General features: G+C 73.5%; 12 protein-coding genes. All 12 read right to left on the minus strand.

From position 1 onward, the window contains the following. Positions 1–41: 41 nt before the first annotated feature. The 12 genes from ACH4T9_RS11145 to ACH4T9_RS11200 all read right to left on the minus strand — a co-directional run bounded on the left by ACH4T9_RS11145 (position 42) and on the right by ACH4T9_RS11200 (position 14,988). On the minus strand, positions 42–344 hold the full coding sequence (locus tag ACH4T9_RS11145) for a YggT family protein (protein ID WP_161690198.1): 303 nt from the start codon (positions 342–344) through the stop codon (positions 42–44). A 29-nt stretch (positions 345–373) separates the two neighbouring features. Further along, positions 374–1,084 (minus strand): cell division protein SepF, encoded by a 711-nt coding sequence (locus tag ACH4T9_RS11150; protein ID WP_396670936.1) that lies wholly within the window; start codon positions 1,082–1,084, stop codon positions 374–376. A gap of 189 nt (positions 1,085–1,273) precedes the next feature. After that, complete coding sequence (locus ACH4T9_RS11155; protein WP_396670937.1) at positions 1,274–2,020, minus strand: YggS family pyridoxal phosphate-dependent enzyme; 747 nt, start codon at positions 2,018–2,020, stop codon at positions 1,274–1,276. A gap of 9 nt (positions 2,021–2,029) precedes the next feature. Next, positions 2,030–3,145, minus strand: a complete 1,116-nt coding sequence (gene ftsZ / locus ACH4T9_RS11160; protein WP_387023476.1) for a cell division protein FtsZ — start codon at positions 3,143–3,145, stop codon at positions 2,030–2,032. Positions 3,146–3,421: 276 nt separating this feature from the next. Beyond that, complete coding sequence (locus ACH4T9_RS11165; protein WP_396671455.1) at positions 3,422–4,204, minus strand: cell division protein FtsQ/DivIB; 783 nt, start codon at positions 4,202–4,204, stop codon at positions 3,422–3,424. A gap of 32 nt (positions 4,205–4,236) precedes the next feature. Then, complete coding sequence (murC, locus tag ACH4T9_RS11170; RefSeq protein WP_396670938.1) at positions 4,237–5,706, minus strand: UDP-N-acetylmuramate--L-alanine ligase; 1,470 nt, start codon at positions 5,704–5,706, stop codon at positions 4,237–4,239. Positions 5,707–5,848: 142 nt separating this feature from the next. Next, positions 5,849–6,955 carry an undecaprenyldiphospho-muramoylpentapeptide beta-N-acetylglucosaminyltransferase gene (gene murG / locus ACH4T9_RS11175; protein WP_387023480.1) on the minus strand — a complete coding sequence of 369 codons (1,107 nt, stop codon included), beginning with the start codon at positions 6,953–6,955 and terminating at the stop codon, positions 5,849–5,851. Then, positions 6,955–8,361, minus strand: a complete 1,407-nt coding sequence (locus ACH4T9_RS11180; protein WP_396671456.1) for an FtsW/RodA/SpoVE family cell cycle protein — start codon at positions 8,359–8,361, stop codon at positions 6,955–6,957. The genes murG and ACH4T9_RS11180 overlap by 1 nt, the downstream gene beginning before the upstream one ends. A 256-nt stretch (positions 8,362–8,617) precedes the next feature. Beyond that, entirely contained in the window at positions 8,618–9,754 is a 1,137-nt protein-coding gene (mraY, locus tag ACH4T9_RS11185) for a phospho-N-acetylmuramoyl-pentapeptide-transferase (protein ID WP_396670939.1), read from the minus strand. Further along, on the minus strand, positions 9,751–11,151 hold the full coding sequence (murF, locus tag ACH4T9_RS11190) for a UDP-N-acetylmuramoyl-tripeptide--D-alanyl-D-alanine ligase (RefSeq protein WP_396670940.1): 1,401 nt from the start codon (positions 11,149–11,151) through the stop codon (positions 9,751–9,753). The genes mraY and murF overlap by 4 nt, the downstream gene beginning before the upstream one ends. Continuing rightward, positions 11,148–12,710, minus strand: a complete 1,563-nt coding sequence (locus ACH4T9_RS11195) for a UDP-N-acetylmuramoyl-L-alanyl-D-glutamate--2,6-diaminopimelate ligase (protein ID WP_396670941.1) — start codon at positions 12,708–12,710, stop codon at positions 11,148–11,150. The genes murF and ACH4T9_RS11195 overlap by 4 nt, the downstream gene beginning before the upstream one ends. Positions 12,711–12,762: 52 nt before the next feature. After that, on the minus strand, positions 12,763–14,988 hold the full coding sequence (locus ACH4T9_RS11200; RefSeq protein ID WP_396670942.1) for a peptidoglycan D,D-transpeptidase FtsI family protein: 2,226 nt from the start codon (positions 14,986–14,988) through the stop codon (positions 12,763–12,765). Between the last annotated feature and the right edge of the window lies 1 nt (position 14,989).

Raw genomic sequence — 14,989 nt, forward strand, 5'->3', positions numbered from 1 at the left:
GGGTCAGTTGCGGCCGCGTAGCGGGCTGGGCCTGCGGGTGTTCACCACCCGCGGATCAGCCGCTTCAACACGAACTCCATCAGCACGAACAGGATAACCAGGAGCACAAGGGAGGCCAGGTCGATGCTCACGGTACCAATGCGCAGCGGAGGGATCACACGCCTCAACGCCTTCAGAGGCGGATCAGTGACGCTCCACACGGATTCCAGTCCCGCCGTCGCCCCCCGCCCCGGCTGCCAGCGGCGGCCGTAGGCGAGCACCGCGCTGAGGACAAACCGGGCCAGAAGAATGATCAGGAAGACATAAAGAATCAGGTACAGGACTTGCAGCAGGATCGACAACACAGCAGGCGACGTCCCTCGGTCGGCCGGGGCTAACTCAGGCTGAAGAACCCGCCCTCGGCAATCTTGGCCTTGTCCTCTGCGGTGACCTGGACGTTGGCCGGTGAGAGCAGGAACACCCGGTTGGTCACGCGCTCGATCGTACCGCGCAGGCCGAACGCCAACCCGGCGGCGAAGTCGACCAGTCGGCGGGCATCCGCCTCGTCCATCTCGGTGAGGTTGATGATCACCGGCACGCCGTCGCGGAAGTGCTCCCCGATCGTGCGGGCCTCACGGTACGTGGTCGGGTGCAGCGTGGTGATCTGGTACCGCTGCTCCTCCTCGGCCGGCACCGCCCGCTCCCGGGCCTGCCCCTGCGGGGCCAGGGCCAGGTTGTCCCGGGTGTGGTAGCTCAACGTGCCCGAGCCGTCGCCGGCGGAGTTGCGGGTGATCGACCGGACGCTGGACCGGTCGGGACGCTCGCGCTCGACCCGCTCCGGACGGTCGGACTCGGCCCGGTCGGTGTCCAGCGCACGGCTCGCGGACCGTTCGGTCAGCCGGCCCCGCTCCCCGGCCCGGGGTCGGGGAGCCGGCGGCTCGTCGGCCTCGTCGTCATCGTCGTCGGCGAACTCCTCCGCGTACCGGCCCTGCCGGTAACGCGACTCGCGGTAGCCACCCTTTTCGTAGCCACCGTCGTCGTAGGCCCGCTCGTCGTCCTCCTCGACCAGACCGAGCCAGACCCCCGCCTTGCGCAGTGCACCCATCCCGCGCCCTTCCGTCCGCCGTGCGGCACGCGCCCCCGTGCCGTGTCGCTTCTCGCGGGTGGACAACTGCCCACCGGACCGGAACGGCAATCCCCCGGCCCGCGATTCGCGTTCACGGGCCCGGCCCCCTGGCAACGGGACGCCGCTCCTGAAACAACACTGATGTAATTTGCTTCTCTCGCGGTCAGGCTACCGCAGCGTGGAACGCATTCCGAGCAACGCGCTGCCGACGCGGACATGTGTCGCGCCATACCCGATCGCGGTTTCCAGGTCGCCGCTCATTCCGGCGGAGAGCATGACCGCCTCCGGGTGGGCGGCCCGGAACTCCCGCGCCACCTCGGCCAGCCGGGCGAACGCCCGCTCCGGCTCCCAGCCCAGCGGGGCCACCGCCATCAGCCCGGCCAGCCGCAGCCCGTCCGCGCGGGCCACCGCCTCGGCCACCGGGTGCAGCCCGGCGTCCGGGTCGGCGGAGCCCGGCAGCGCGCCGCCGCGGGTCGGGTCGCCGTCGATGCTGACCTGGATCAGCGCGTCGAGGGGCCGATCCCGGCCGGCCACCGCCGCAGCGCCCAGCGCCCGGGCGAGCCGGGCGCTGTCGACCGACTGGACGACGTCGGCGTACCTGACCACCGAACGGCACTTGTTGCGCTGCAACTGCCCGATGAAGTGCCACCGCGGCCTCGCCCCGGCGGCGGCCACCTCGGCGGCCTTGCCGGCCGCCTCCTGGTCCCGGTTCTCCCCCACCTCGGTCACCCCGAGCCCGGCCAGGGCCAGCACGTCGGAGGCCGGGTACGTCTTGGTGACCGCGACCATGGTGACCTCGGACCGGGCCCGCCCGGCGGCCACGCAGGCGTCGGCGATCCGGGCCTGGACCTGAACCAACCCGGCCGCCAGCTCGGCCTGGCGGTCCGGGGACACGGTCGGCTTCGCGTCGGTCATGGCCGCCGGTCAGGATCCGTTCTTGAGGAAGTCCGGCACGTCCACGTCGTCGAAGAGCACGCGACGCGGCGACTGGGTGGGCGCCGGCATGGTGGTCTGCGGCGTGGCCGGCGGGGTGGGCTGGGTCGGCTGGTTCTGGTTGGTCTTGCGGCTCGGCTCGACCGCCTTGTACGCCGGGGTGCCGCCGTCGAAGCCGGCGGCGATCACGGTGACCCGTACCTCGTCGCCGAGCGCGTCGTCGATGACCGCGCCGAAGATGATGTTGGCGTCCGGGTGGGCCGCGTCGGTGACCAGCTGGGCCGCGTCGTTGATCTCGAACAGGCCCAGGTCGGAGCCGCCGGCGATGGAGAGCAGCACACCACGCGCGCCGTCCATGCTCTGCTCGAGCAGCGGGCTCGAGATGGCCGCCTCGGCCGCCTCGACCGCGCGGTTCTCCCCGCGCGCGCTGCCGATGCCCATCAGGGCGCTGCCCGCGCCGCTCATCACGCTCTTGACGTCGGCGAAGTCCAGGTTGATCAGGCCCGGAGTGGTGATCAGGTCGGTGATGCCCTGGACACCGGAGAGGAGAACCTGGTCGGCGGTGCGGAACGCGTCCATCATGCTGATGTTGCGGTCGCCGAGCGCCAGCAGCCGGTCGTTCGGGATGACGATCAGCGTGTCGCACTGGTTGCGCAGCTCGTCTATTCCCGCCTCGGCCTGCACCTGGCGGCGCTTGCCCTCGAACGAGAAGGGCCGGGTGACCACGCCGATGGTCAGCGCGCCGAGCTTGCGGGCGATGTTCGCCACCACCGGCGCTCCGCCGGTGCCGGTGCCGCCGCCCTCGCCGCAGGTCACGAAGACCATGTCGGCGCCCTTGAGCACCTCCTCGATCTCGTCGCGGTGGTCCTCGGCGGCGTTCTTACCCACGTCCGGGTTGGCGCCCGCGCCGAGCCCGCGGGTCAGCTCGCGGCCGACGTCCAGCTTCACGTCGGCGTCGCTCATCAGCAGCGCCTGCGCGTCGGTGTTGATCGCGATGAACTCGACGCCCTTGAGCCCAACCTCGATCATCCGGTTGACGGCGTTGACGCCGCCGCCCCCGATGCCGACGACCTTGATGACCGCCAGGTAGTTGTGCGGAGGTGTCATCTCCGGTCCTTTCCCTTCGAGATTGGCATGGGCCGACCCCACACGGCTTGGCCAGACCAGCGTCGACATCAGCTTGTCCCTGCGAGGCCGAGCTGAACCCTCACCCTCTACTAGAGGCTTACAGTTATGTCAACTACTGATCCTCTTCGGGGCAACGTAAGCGGCCTCACGCCCGGAGCCAAGGACCCGCCCGGCGTGTCGCCGTCCGGAGAGGGCCACGCCTCACTTCCGCCGCCCACCGGCCACCCCACCCGGGACGGACCGCTGACCGGCCGGTCACTTGAAGGTGACCACGTCCGGGGCGCTGACGTCGATGGTGTCGGCCTCACGACCGAGCAGGGCCGTGGCCACCCGGGCCTTGTCCGCGCCCCGGGTGGCGTCCCCCCAGACCACGGTCCGGTCGCCGCGCAGCCGCAGGCTGATCCGGGCCAGCCCCTCCACGGTCACCTCCACCAGTTGCCCGCGAAGCTGGGGAGTGAGCACGCCCAGCACCTCCAACCCGGCCCGGGTGCCGGGGTCCTCCGGGCCCGGCCGGCCGACCCGCACCACCGGCAGGCCGTCCGGCTGCCGCGGCAGGGACCGGAAGACCACCCCGGAGCGGTCGACCACCGCGAACGCGCCGCCCTGCGGCACCGCCGCCACGGGCGTCCGCTCCACCACCCGCACCACCAGCGTGCCCGGCCAGTCCCGGGTGACCGTCGCCCGCTCCACCGGGGCCAACGTGCCGATCCGCCGGCCGGTGCCGGCCAGGTCCACCCGGGCCAGCGGAAAGTCGTCCGGCACCGCGGCGGCCTCACGGACCTGCACCGCGCTGACCAGTTCGGCGCCCTCCACCCGGACCTCGCGCACCCCGAGCAGGCCGGTGCCGAAGACCGTCCAGCCCACCAGCGCGACCAGGGCGAACACCCCGGCGGCCACCGCCCAGGGCAGCGCCGCGCGCATCCGGCGCTGCCGGGCCCGGGCCATGAACCGCCGGGTGGACGGCGGCACCGCGTCGGTGCCGGCCCGGACCAGCTGCCAGCGGCGCACCGGCCCTCGCCGACCGCCGCCCGGGTCCACGCCGGCGGTACGGCCGCGCGCCGGACCGGGGCTCATCCGGCGGTGGCCGCCGAGCCGTCCGGTCCGACGGCGGCGGCGTCACCGGAGCGGGCCGACAGGGCATCTAGGAGCTGGTCGCCCATCAGCGAGATCGGCGGCGCACCCATGGTCACCACCACGTCGCCGGGGCGGGCCCGGCGGACCACCTCCACCGGCGCGTCGTCCCAGGAGTCCACGAAGACCTTCCGGTCGGCCGGCAGCGGCACGGCCTCGACCAGCGCGGCCGAGCCCTCACCCGGCTGGCGCACCTCGCCCGGCCCGAAGACCTCCAGCAGCACCAGCTCGTCGGCGATGCCCAGCGCCGCGGCGATCTCCGCCTGGAGGTCCCGGGTCCGGTAGAGCCGGTACGGCTGGAACACCACGATCACCCGCCCGTCGCCGGCCACCTCACGCAGCGTCTGCAACGCCAGGGTCATCGACGTCGGGTGGTAGGCGTACTCGTCGTAGACCAGCACGCCGTCGGCCACACCCTTGCGCTCGAAGCGCCGCCGCACCCCCGGGAACGCGCCGAGCGCGGCCTCCGCCGCCTCGACCGGCAACCCCAGCAGGTACGCGGTCAGCACCGCCGAGGCGCTGTTGAGCCCCATGTGCCGCCCCGGCACCGGCAGCCGGACCTCGCCCAACGAACGGCCGTCCACCTCGGCCAGGTAGCGCACCCCCTGGGCGGACGAGACGATGTCGCTCAGCCGCAGGTCGGCGTCGGGCGCCTCGCCGTACGTGTGCACCCGGCGGCCCTCGGCCCGCAGCGTCTCGGCCAGCCGCCGCCCGCCCGGGTCGTCGGCGCAGGTGACGATGAACCCGTCGGGGTCGGTGAGCCGGGCGAACTCGGCGAACGCCACCTCCAGGCTGGCCAGGTCGCCGTAGGTGTTGAGGTGGTCCGCCTCGATGTTCGTGATGACCGAGACGTACGGGCGGTAGATCAGGAACGAGCGGTCGCTCTCGTCCGCCTCGACCACGAAGTGCTCGCCGGTGCCGTGGTGCGCCCCGGAGCCGACCTCGGAGATCTCCCCGCCGATGACGAAGGACGGATCGACGCCGGCCTGCTGGAGCACCATCGTCACCATCGAGGTGGTGGTGGTCTTGCCGTGGGTGCCGGCCACCGCCACGGTCCGCCGGCCGGTCATCGCCGCAGCCAGGGCCTCGGAGCGGTGCAGCACCCGCAGCCCGCGCCGACGCGCCTCCACCATCTCCAGGTGGTCCTGCGGGATCGCCGAGGAGTAGACCACGGTGTCGACGCCGTCGAGGTTGGACACCTCATGGCGCGAGTGGATGGTCCCGCCGAGGGCGCGCAGCCCGGCCAGCGACGGCCAGTCCCGCAGTTCGCTGCCGGAGACCGGCAGGCCCCGGGTGAGGAAGAGCCTGGCCAGCCCGCTCATCCCGACCCCGCCGACCCCGATCAGGTGGATCCGGCCCAGGTCCTCGGCGGTCAGTGTGCCGGCCGGGGTGAACTGCGCGGTGTTCATGACGGGTACCTTCCGGTATCGACGGTCCTCACGCTCACGGTGTCACCTCTGTTCGCGACTGCGGGGCTCGCAAGCTCACTCCTCACGCTCACCGCGCCCCCTCTGTTCGCGACTGCGGGGCTCGCAAGCTCACTCCTCACGCTCACCGTGCCACCGCCTCGTAGACGAAGTTCAGCAGCGCCTCGTCGCCGTCGCGCCGCCCGTAGGCCGACGCGGCGGCGCCCATCGCGGCGAGCCGGTGCGGGTCGCGGATCAGCGGGATGACGGTGCGCTCCACCCAGGCCGGGGTCAGCTCGGCGTCGTCGACGAGCAGCCCGCCGCCGGCCTCCACCACGGGCAGCGCGTTGCGCTTCTGCTCCTGGTTGCTGTGCGGGTACGGCACGTAGACGGTGGGCAGGCCGATCGCCGCGACCTCGGCGCAGGTCATCGCCCCGCCCCGGCCGAGCATCAGGTCGGCTGCCGCGTAGCCGATCTCCATCTGGGACAGGTACGGCAGGGTCACGTACGGCACCGGTAGGTCGGTGGGGATCGGCACCGGTTCATTGCGGGCGCCCATCACGTGCAGCACCTGCACCCCGTGCCGGGCCAACTCCTTGGCCGCCCCGGCCACTGCGAGGTTGATCGAGCGGGCGCCCTGCGAACCGCCGGCGACGAAGAGCACCGGCAGGTCGGGGCGGAGTCCGAAGTGGGCGCGGGCGGCGGCGGCGTTGGCGGCCCGGTCCAGCCCCGCGATGCCCCGGCGCAGCGGCACGCCGACGACCCGGGCGTCGCGCAGCGCCTCGGCCTGCGCCGGCTGGTGCGGGAAGCCCACGGCCACGTTGTCGGTGAACTTCATGCCGAGCCGGTTGGCCACCCCCGGCGGCACGTTGACCTCGTGGATGACGATCGGCAGCTCGCGCCGCCAGGCGGCGAGGTAGCCGGGCACCGAGACGTACCCGCCGAAGCCCACGACCACATCGGCCCGGACCTCGTCGATCACCTTGCCCGCCGCGCGGGCCGCCTTCCACATCCGGTCCGGGGTGCGGACCAGGCTCATGTTCACCGACCGGGGAAGCTGGTACGCCGGGATCTGCCGCAGGTCGTAGCCGGCTGGCGGGATCAGCTCGTTCTCCAGGCCCTTCGGTGTGCCGAGGCAGGTGATCCGGACGCCCGGGTCGTGTCGGCGCAGGCAGTCGGCGAAGGCGAGCAGCGGGTAGATGTGGCCACCCGTGCCCCCTCCGCAGAGCACCACCGAACGCAGCGGACCCATCAGCGTCTCCTCTCGCTCGCCGTCCCGCCCCGGGCCCGGTCGGGCCGGGCGCCGCGGGATGCGGCCTGGTCGTCCTCGCGCCGCGCCCGGGACCGGGGTACGGACCCACGGTCCGGCGGCGGCGGCGCCGGACGGCGGCGCCGGCCGGGAAGCGGCGGCAACGGGGCCCAGAGTAGTCGGACCCATCGGGCGGGCGGACGGGCATGCAGAGCTCGGGCCGCGTCGGGTTCCGCACGGGCGAACGAGGCCAGCATCCCGATCGCCGCCAGGGTCACCACCAGGGCACTTCCGCCGTCGGAGATGAACGGCAGCGGCACGCCGGTCATCGGCATCAGGCCGATGACCCCGCCGATGTTGATGATCGCCTGGCCGATCAGCCAGGTGGTCGCCCCGGCCGCGGCGAGCCGGCGGAACGGGTCCTCCACCCGCCGGGCGATCCGCAGGCCGGTGTAGCCGAGCACCGCGAACAGGGTGATCAGCACCACGCACCCGACCACGCCCAGTTCCTCGGCGAGCACGGCGAAGATGAAGTCGTTGTGCGCCTCGGGCAGCCAGCCGAACTTGAGGCTGCTCTTGCCGAGGCCGACGCCGAACCAGCCGCCGTGCTCGATGGCGTTGCGGGCCTGGACCGGCTGGTAGCACCATGTCTCGAAGCACTTCGCCGGATCGGGCGGGTTGATGAAGACGGTCAGCCGGGCCAACCGGTAGTTCTCCTGCCCCTTGGCCCCCGAGCCGGCGCCGAGCGAGGCCGCGGCGACCAGCAGGCCGATGCCGACCAGGCCGATCACCGACAGCACCGCGAAGACCTTGGCCCGCACCCCGGCCGCCCAGAGCAGCCCGACGACCAGGGCGAGCAGGCAGAGCATGGTGCCGACGTCGTTGTAGCCGACCAGCACGAACAGCAGCCCGACCACCGGGAACAGCGGGGTGGCCAGCTCCTTCCACCAGCCGAGCCGGACGCCCTTGCGGGCCAGCACGTCGGCTCCCCAGAGCACCAGCGCGAACTTCGCCAACTCGGACGGCTGGAGCTGGATGCCGCCGACGAACAGCCAGAGCAGCTCCGCCTCCAGGGGCCCGATCCGCTTCACCCCGAAGAACGAGTTCAGGGCGAGCAGCAGGTTGAGCACCAGCAGCAATCCCACCGCGATCCCGAGCGCGACCCGGGCGACCGAGCGGTAGGTGCTCGCCGGCAGCCGCTGGCAGACCCAGAACGCCACCACGCCGATCACCGCGAAGATGGCCTGCTGGGTGAGGTCGGCGAAGGCGTTGCCCTGCTCGGCGTAGTTCATCACGCTGGTGGCCGAGAAGACCATGGTCAGGCCGATCACCAGCAGCAGGCTGGCGCTGGAGATCAGCAGGTAGTACGAGGCCAGCGGCCGGGCCAGCAGGCCGCGCAGCGCCGCCAGCCCGCCTGCGGCGTCCAGGCCGAACCCCGGCGCCGGGCCCGGCGGATCGGCGGTGCGCCCACCCCCCGCCGCCCGCCTCGGAGACGTGTCGGTTGTCGTCGTGCCGGTACCTCGGTCCTCCCCCACCCGCCCATCATGGCGAATGCGACCGGCCCGTTCCCGCCGAACGCCGTGGTCGGCGTGTCGGACCGGCGAAAAGGAGGGCCCCCTGCTATCGCAGGTGGCCCTCCGGAGGGCTCAGGAGCCGCGGGGCGACTCAGCCCATCGCGGCCAGGAAGTCGCTGTAGAACAGCCCCAGTGCGATCGCCACGCCGATCCCGGCGATGATCCAGAACCGGACCACGATGTTGACCTCGCTCCAGCCGGCGAGTTCGAAGTGGTGCTGCAGGGGCGACATCCGGAACACCCGCTTGCCGGTGGTGCGGAACGAGATGATCTGGATGACCACCGACATCGTGATGATCACGAACAGCCCGCCGATGATGGGCAGCAGCAGGATGGTCCGGGTGGACATCGCCATGCCGGCGATCAGGCCGCCCAGGCCCAGCGCCCCGGTGTCGCCCATGAAGATCCGGGCCGGGGAGGTGTTCCACCACAGGAAGCCGACGCAGGCCCCGGCCGCCGCCCCGGCGATCAGCGCGATCTCCAGCGGATCCCGGACGGTGTAGCAGTAGTTGTTCGGGTTCGCCGTGTACGCCGGGTCGGCGCACCAGTGCCGGTACTGCCAGAACGCGATCAGCGCGTACGCCGCGAGGACCATCACCGACGCGCCGGTCGCCAGGCCGTCGAGGCCGTCGGTGAGGTTCACGCCGTTGGTCGCCGCCATCACCACGAAGATGAAGATGACCACCGCGCCGATCTTGCTGATGTCCAGGGCGGGGATGTCCCGGATGAAGCTCAGCGTGCTGGCGCCCACCGTCTCGGTGTTGGTGGCCGCGCCGGTAGCGTCGGTCATGCTGCTCGGGAAGTACAGCGCGACGACGCCGAAGAGCGCGCCGACGAGGATCTGCCCCGCCAGCTTGCCCCGCTTGTTGAGCCCGCCGCTGTTCCGCTTGCGGACCTTGAGGAAGTCGTCGATGAAGCCGACCGCGCCGGAGAACACCATCAGGCCCAGCAGGAACAGGGCGGTGATGGTCGGCTCGACCTGGGCGATCTGCGCGTCCGGCAGGGTGGTCAGGGCCAGGTGCCCGGCGACGTACGCGATGACCGTGGCCAGGATGAAGACCACGCCGCCCATCGTCGGCGTGCCCTTCTTGCCCTCGTTGCTGGCAAGCCCGAGGTTCGATCGGATCGGCTGGCCGGCCTTCAGCCGGGCGAACACCTTGATCGCGATCGGGGTGCAGAACAGCGAGACGAGGAACGCCACCCCGATGGCGATGATCACCGCCCTCATGCGGCGGCCCCCTCGCCCGTGGCGTCGACGCGCAGCGCGTCGGCCACCTCCCAGGTGCGGTACCGGGAGCCCTTCACCAGGACGACATCACCCGGTCGTAGTTCGCCCCGCAGCACCTCGACGGCCGCCGCCTGATCGGTGAGCAGCACCGACCCTCCTCCCCAGTCCTCTACCGCTGTCGCGCCCTCATGGATCGGCGCCGCCGGCTCGCCCACCACGAGCAGCCGGTCCACCCCCAGCCCGGCCGCGAGCCGGCCGACCTCCAGATGTCCGTCCCGTTCGTACGGCCCGAGCTCGGCCATGTAGCCGAGCACCGCGAGCGTGCGCCCCCCGCCGCGCATGCCGGCGAGCGCCCGCAGCGCCACCGCCATCGACGCCGGGTTCGCGTTGTACGAATCGTCAATCACCGTCACACCGTCGGGCCGCTCGAAGACGTCCATCCGCCGGGTGGAGACCAGACCCAGCTCGCCCAGCGCGGCGGCCAGCTCGGTCAACGACATGCCCAGCTCCCGGGCCACCGCGGCGGCGGCCAGCGAGTTGGAGACCTGGTGCCGGCCGGTCAGCCCGAGCCGCACCGGCGCGCTCCCCTCCGGCGTCACCAGGGTGTACGACGCCCGGCCCCGCCCGTCCAGGGTGACGTCCACGGCCCGGACGTCGGCATGCGCGGCCTCGCCGTAGCGGACCACCCGGGCCCGGGTACGCCCGGCCATCGCGTCGACGAGCGGGTCGTCGGCGTTGAGCACGGCCAGCCCGTCGGCCGGCAGCGACTCGACCAGCTCCCCCTTGGCCAGCGCGATGTTCTCCACCGAGCCGAACTCGCCGAGGTGCGCCACGCCGACGTTGAGCACCACGGAGATCCGGGGCGGCACCACCTCGCACAGGTAGCGCACGTGCCCCACCCCCCGGGCGCCCTTCTCCAGCACCAGGAACCGGGTGTCCGGATCGGCCCGCAACGCCGTCCACGGGTGCCCCAGCTCGTTGTTGAACGACCCGGGCGGGGCCACCGTGGGGCCGAGCCGGACGGTGAGCTGGGCGATCAGGTCCTTCGTGGTGGTCTTGCCGGACGAGCCGGTCAACCCGATCACGGTCAGTTCGGGCAGCCGGTCCACCACGGCCCGGGCCAGCCGGCCCATCGCGTCCAGGGCGTCGGCGACCAGCACCATCGGCACCCCGGGCACCTCCCGGGTGCCGAGCACCGCGACCGCGCCGGCCTCGACGGCCGCGGCGGCGTAGTCGTGGCCGTCGACCTTCTCCCCGGGGAACGCCACGAACAGCGTCCCGGCGGACACCTTGCGCGAGTCGAACTCGACCGGGCCGGTCACCCGGGCGGCCGGGTCGGCGGCGAGCAGCCGGCCGTCGACCGCCCCGGCCACCTCGGCCAGCGTCAGCGGGATCACCGCTGACCCGCCAGGTCGCCGAAGCGGGCGCGCAGCGCGTCGGCCAGCTCGGTCCGGTCGTCGAACGGCAGCACCTCGCCCCCGACCTCCTGCCCACGCTCGTGGCCCTTGCCGAGCACGGCCACCACGTCGCCCGGGGCGGCCAGCCGGACCGCCTCGTCGATCGCCGCCCGGCGGCCGGCCACCTCGATGATCCGGGCCGGGGTCCCGGCCCCGTACGCCCCGGCCAGCACCTCCGCCCGGATCGCGCCCGGGTCCTCGGTGCGCGGGTTGTCGTCGGTCACCAGCACCACGTCGGCTCCCCGCGCGGCGGCGGCGCCCATCGCCGGCCGCTTGCCCCGGTCCCGGTCGCCGCCGGCGCCGATGACGCAGATCAGCCGCCCGGCGCTCAGCTCGCGCAGCGCGGCCAGGGCGGCCACGATCGCGTCGGTCTTGTGCGCGTAGTCGACCACGCCGCGCACCGGGCCGGCCGTGGAGACCAGCTCCAGCCGGCCGGGGACCCCGCCGCAGGCGGCCACCCCGGTGGCGGCGGTCTCCGCGTCCACCCCGGCGGCGACCAGCGTGGCGATGGCCAGCAGGGCGTTGGCCACGTTGTGCCGCCCGGGCAGCGCCACACCGGCCGGCACGGTCGACCCGTCGGGGCCGTGGGCGGTGAACCGCTGGGCGTAGCCCTCGCCGTCGACGTCGCCGGCGTACCAGGTGGCGGTCGGGTCGCCGGCGGCCGAGTAGCTGACCGTGGCGGGCTTGAACAGCGGGCGCAGGGCCGGGTCGTCGTGGTTGAGCACCTCGACCGCGCAGCGCCCGTCGAACAGCTGGGCCTTCGCCGCGAAGTAGTCCGCCGAGTCGGCGTGGAAGTCCAGGTGGTCGGAGCCGAAGTTGGTGTACCCGCCCACGGTGAACCGCACCCCGCCGACCCGACCCATCGCCAGGGCGTGGCTGGAGACCTCCATGACCAGCGCGGTCACGCCGCGCTCCCGGGCTGCGGCGAGCATGGCGTGCAGGTCGGTGGCCTCCGGCGTGGTCCGCACGCTGTCGACCACCAGGTCGCCCAGCCGGGTCTCCACCGTGCCGATCAGCCCGGTCACGTGGCCTGCGGCGCGCAGCCCCGACTCGACGAGGTAGGCGGTGGAGGTCTTGCCGGCCGTTCCGGTGATCCCGATGACGGTCAGCCCGGCGGTGGGGTCGCCGTAGACGGCGGAGGCGAGGGCGCCGAGCACCGCGCGGGGGTCGGGCGCGATCAGCGCGGGCAGGCCCGCCGCGGCCACCGCTGGGGCGCCGGCCGGGTCGGTCAGGGCGGCCACCGCGCCCGCCGCCGCCGCGCCGGCGGCGAACTCCGCGCCGTGGCGGCGGGCGCCGGGCAGCGCGGCGTACAGGTCGCCGGGGCGGACCTCCTGGCTGGCGTGGGTCACCCCGGTCACCGCGACGTCGGCGGCGCCTGACGGCGGTTCGACGGCGAGCCGGTCGGCGAGATCGCCGAGCCGGAGTCCGGTAATGGTACGGGGGCGTGGATTGCCGGGCACGGCGTCAGACCCTACCCGGTCGTCCGGTCTCGACCGCACAGCCGCCCCGGTGGTTCGTCCCCACTCACCGATGATGTCCCCCCGCGCCGGGTCAGCGCGGAAAGACCTCGAACTTGGGCGGCTTGGCCGCCGACGGGGGAACCCGGTACCGGCTGAGGGTGAAGCCCATGATCTCGCGGAAGGCCGGCGCGGCGACCGCCCCGCCGCCGCCCTCCGGGCTCCACACGAAGACCGCCACCACGAACCGCGGGTTGTCCGCCGGGGCCATCCCGATGAACGAGCCGACCTCGCCGGGCTGCTGCTTGCCGTCGACGTAGCGCAGGCCGGTGCCGGTCTTGCCGGCTACCTGGTAGCCGGGCACCGCCGCGGCGAGCCCGGTGGCCTTGTCGACCGTGGTGACGGCCTGGAGCAGGGTGCGCAGCGCCGCCGCGTTCTGCGGGCTGAGCACCGAGCGGGTGACCGGCGCCTTGCCCGGGGTCCGGCTGCCGTCCTTCCCGTTGATCACCGCTTTGATCAGGTGCGGCTGGACGTAAGTGCCGTTGTTGGCGATCGCCCCGTACGCGGCGGCCATCTGCAACGGCGTGGCGTCGACGCTGTGCCCGATCGGCACCGACCCCTCCGACGACCCGCTCCACTGCTCGGCGGGGAGCAGCCGGCCACTGGCCTCGCCCGGCATGCCCTCGCCGGTGGGCTGGCCGAGCCCGAAGCGCTTCTGGTAGTCGATCAGCCGGTCCCGGCCGAGCTTGTCGGCGATCTCGATGGTGCCGACGTTCGACGAGTACGCCAGCATCCCGGCCAGGCTCATCTTCTGCCCGTCGGCCGGGTGGGTGTCGCGGAAGGTGGTGTCGCCCTTGAGGATGGTGTTGGCGACCGGCAGCGCGGTGTCGGGCGTGACGACGCCCTCCTGGAGCGCCGCGCCGAAGGTGATCGCCTTGTGGATCGAGCCGGGGTCGACCACGAAGCTGGTGGCGGCGTCCTCCCGGTCGGTGGGCTTGCTCTCGTCGGGCTTCGCGGCGTTGTAGGTGGGGTGGCTGGCCTGGGCCAGCACCTCGCCGGTGGGCGCGTCGAGCACGATGGCCACACCGACGCTGCCCTGGGCCTTGTCCATCTGGTCCTTCAGCACCTGCTGCGACTTGAACTGGAGGTCCCGGAGGATGGTCAGCTCCAGCGAGCTGCCCGGCTTGGCCGGGGTGGTGCGGCTGTAGCCGCCCGGGATGGGGGCGCCCAGGTCCCCTTGCCCGGCCTCGTACACCCGGCGGCCGTACTCGCCGCGCAGCAGGTCGTCGTAGCGGGCCTCCAGGCCCTCCAGGCCGACCATGTCCTGGCTGGTGAAGCCGAGCAGGTTGGCGGCCAGGTCGCCACCGGGCACCTCGCGCCGCTCGTCGCGGTGCACGCCGATGCCGGCCAACTCCAGCGCCATGATCTTCTTGGCGGTGGGGATCTCGACGCCGCGCGCCAGGTACTCGAACTGGGACGCGCGGCCGTTGTCCCGGGTGCGCTGCTTCATCCGCTCGGCCAGTTCGGAGGCGGGCAGGCCGAGCAGGGGCGAGAGCGCCCGCGCGGCCGCCGCGCGGTCCTCGACCCGGGTGGGGTCGGCGAAGACGTACCGGGCCTCGACGCTGTTCGCCAGCGGAGCCCCGGTGCGGTCGTAGATCGCACCCCGGGGGGCGGGCAGGTCGACCCGGGCCAGCCGGTCGGCCAGCCCGCCGCCGGCGTACGCCGGGGTGTCGACGGCCTGGAGGAAGACCAGCCGGATGCCGATGGTGGCGAACAGCACGAGGACGAGCAGGGTGCCCAGGCGCAGCCGGCGCCGGGGGTCGGCCAGCCGGGGCGGCTTGCGCGGCTTGCGCGGCGAGCGCCGGGCGGTGGGCCGCTCCGGGCGACGCGGGGCGCGCGGGCCGGGCCGGCGGCGCGGCGGGGGCGGCGCGTCATCGTCGTCGGCCGGTGTGCGGGCCGGCCGGGCCTGGACGGTCCGGATCACCCCGGAGCGCCCGGCCGGGACGCCCTCCCGCCGGCCCGCGCGGGTCGAGCCGACCCGGCCGCCGTCGAGCACCTGCAACGCCGGTCGGAACGGGTCGCCGCCGGCCCCGGTTCTGCGGGGGGTACGCCGCTGCTCGGCGCCCCCGGCGCCCGGCCGGCCGAGCGCGCCGTCCTCCTCGCGGATGGTCCGTCCCCGGGGGGTGTACGCCCGCGCGTCGGAGATGCCTCCCACGCCGGGCTCGCCGGCGCGCGGCTCGCCCCGACCGCTGGTGGAGCGCGACGAACCGCGCCGGGACCCCGTGGGGTCCCGGCGCGGTTCCTCCGATCTCGGCGGCACC

The sequence above is a fragment of the Micromonospora sp. NPDC020750 genome (assembly GCF_044334565.1).
Lineage (GTDB): Bacteria > Actinomycetota > Actinomycetes > Mycobacteriales > Micromonosporaceae > Micromonospora.

Coding starts and splice junctions, on each gene's coding strand:
- ACH4T9_RS11150 (WP_396670936.1), bottom strand. CDS start 1,084: ATGGGTGCACTGCGCAAGGCGGGGGTCTGGCTCGGTCTGGTCGAGGAG.
- ACH4T9_RS11155 (WP_396670937.1), bottom strand. CDS start 2,020: ATGACCGACGCGAAGCCGACCGTGTCCCCGGACCGCCAGGCCGAGCTG.
- ftsZ (WP_387023476.1), bottom strand. CDS start 3,145: ATGACACCTCCGCACAACTACCTGGCGGTCATCAAGGTCGTCGGCATC.
- murC (WP_396670938.1), bottom strand. CDS start 5,706: ATGAACACCGCGCAGTTCACCCCGGCCGGCACACTGACCGCCGAGGAC.
- murG (WP_387023480.1), bottom strand. CDS start 6,955: ATGGGTCCGCTGCGTTCGGTGGTGCTCTGCGGAGGGGGCACGGGTGGC.
- mraY (WP_396670939.1), bottom strand. CDS start 9,754: ATGAGGGCGGTGATCATCGCCATCGGGGTGGCGTTCCTCGTCTCGCTG.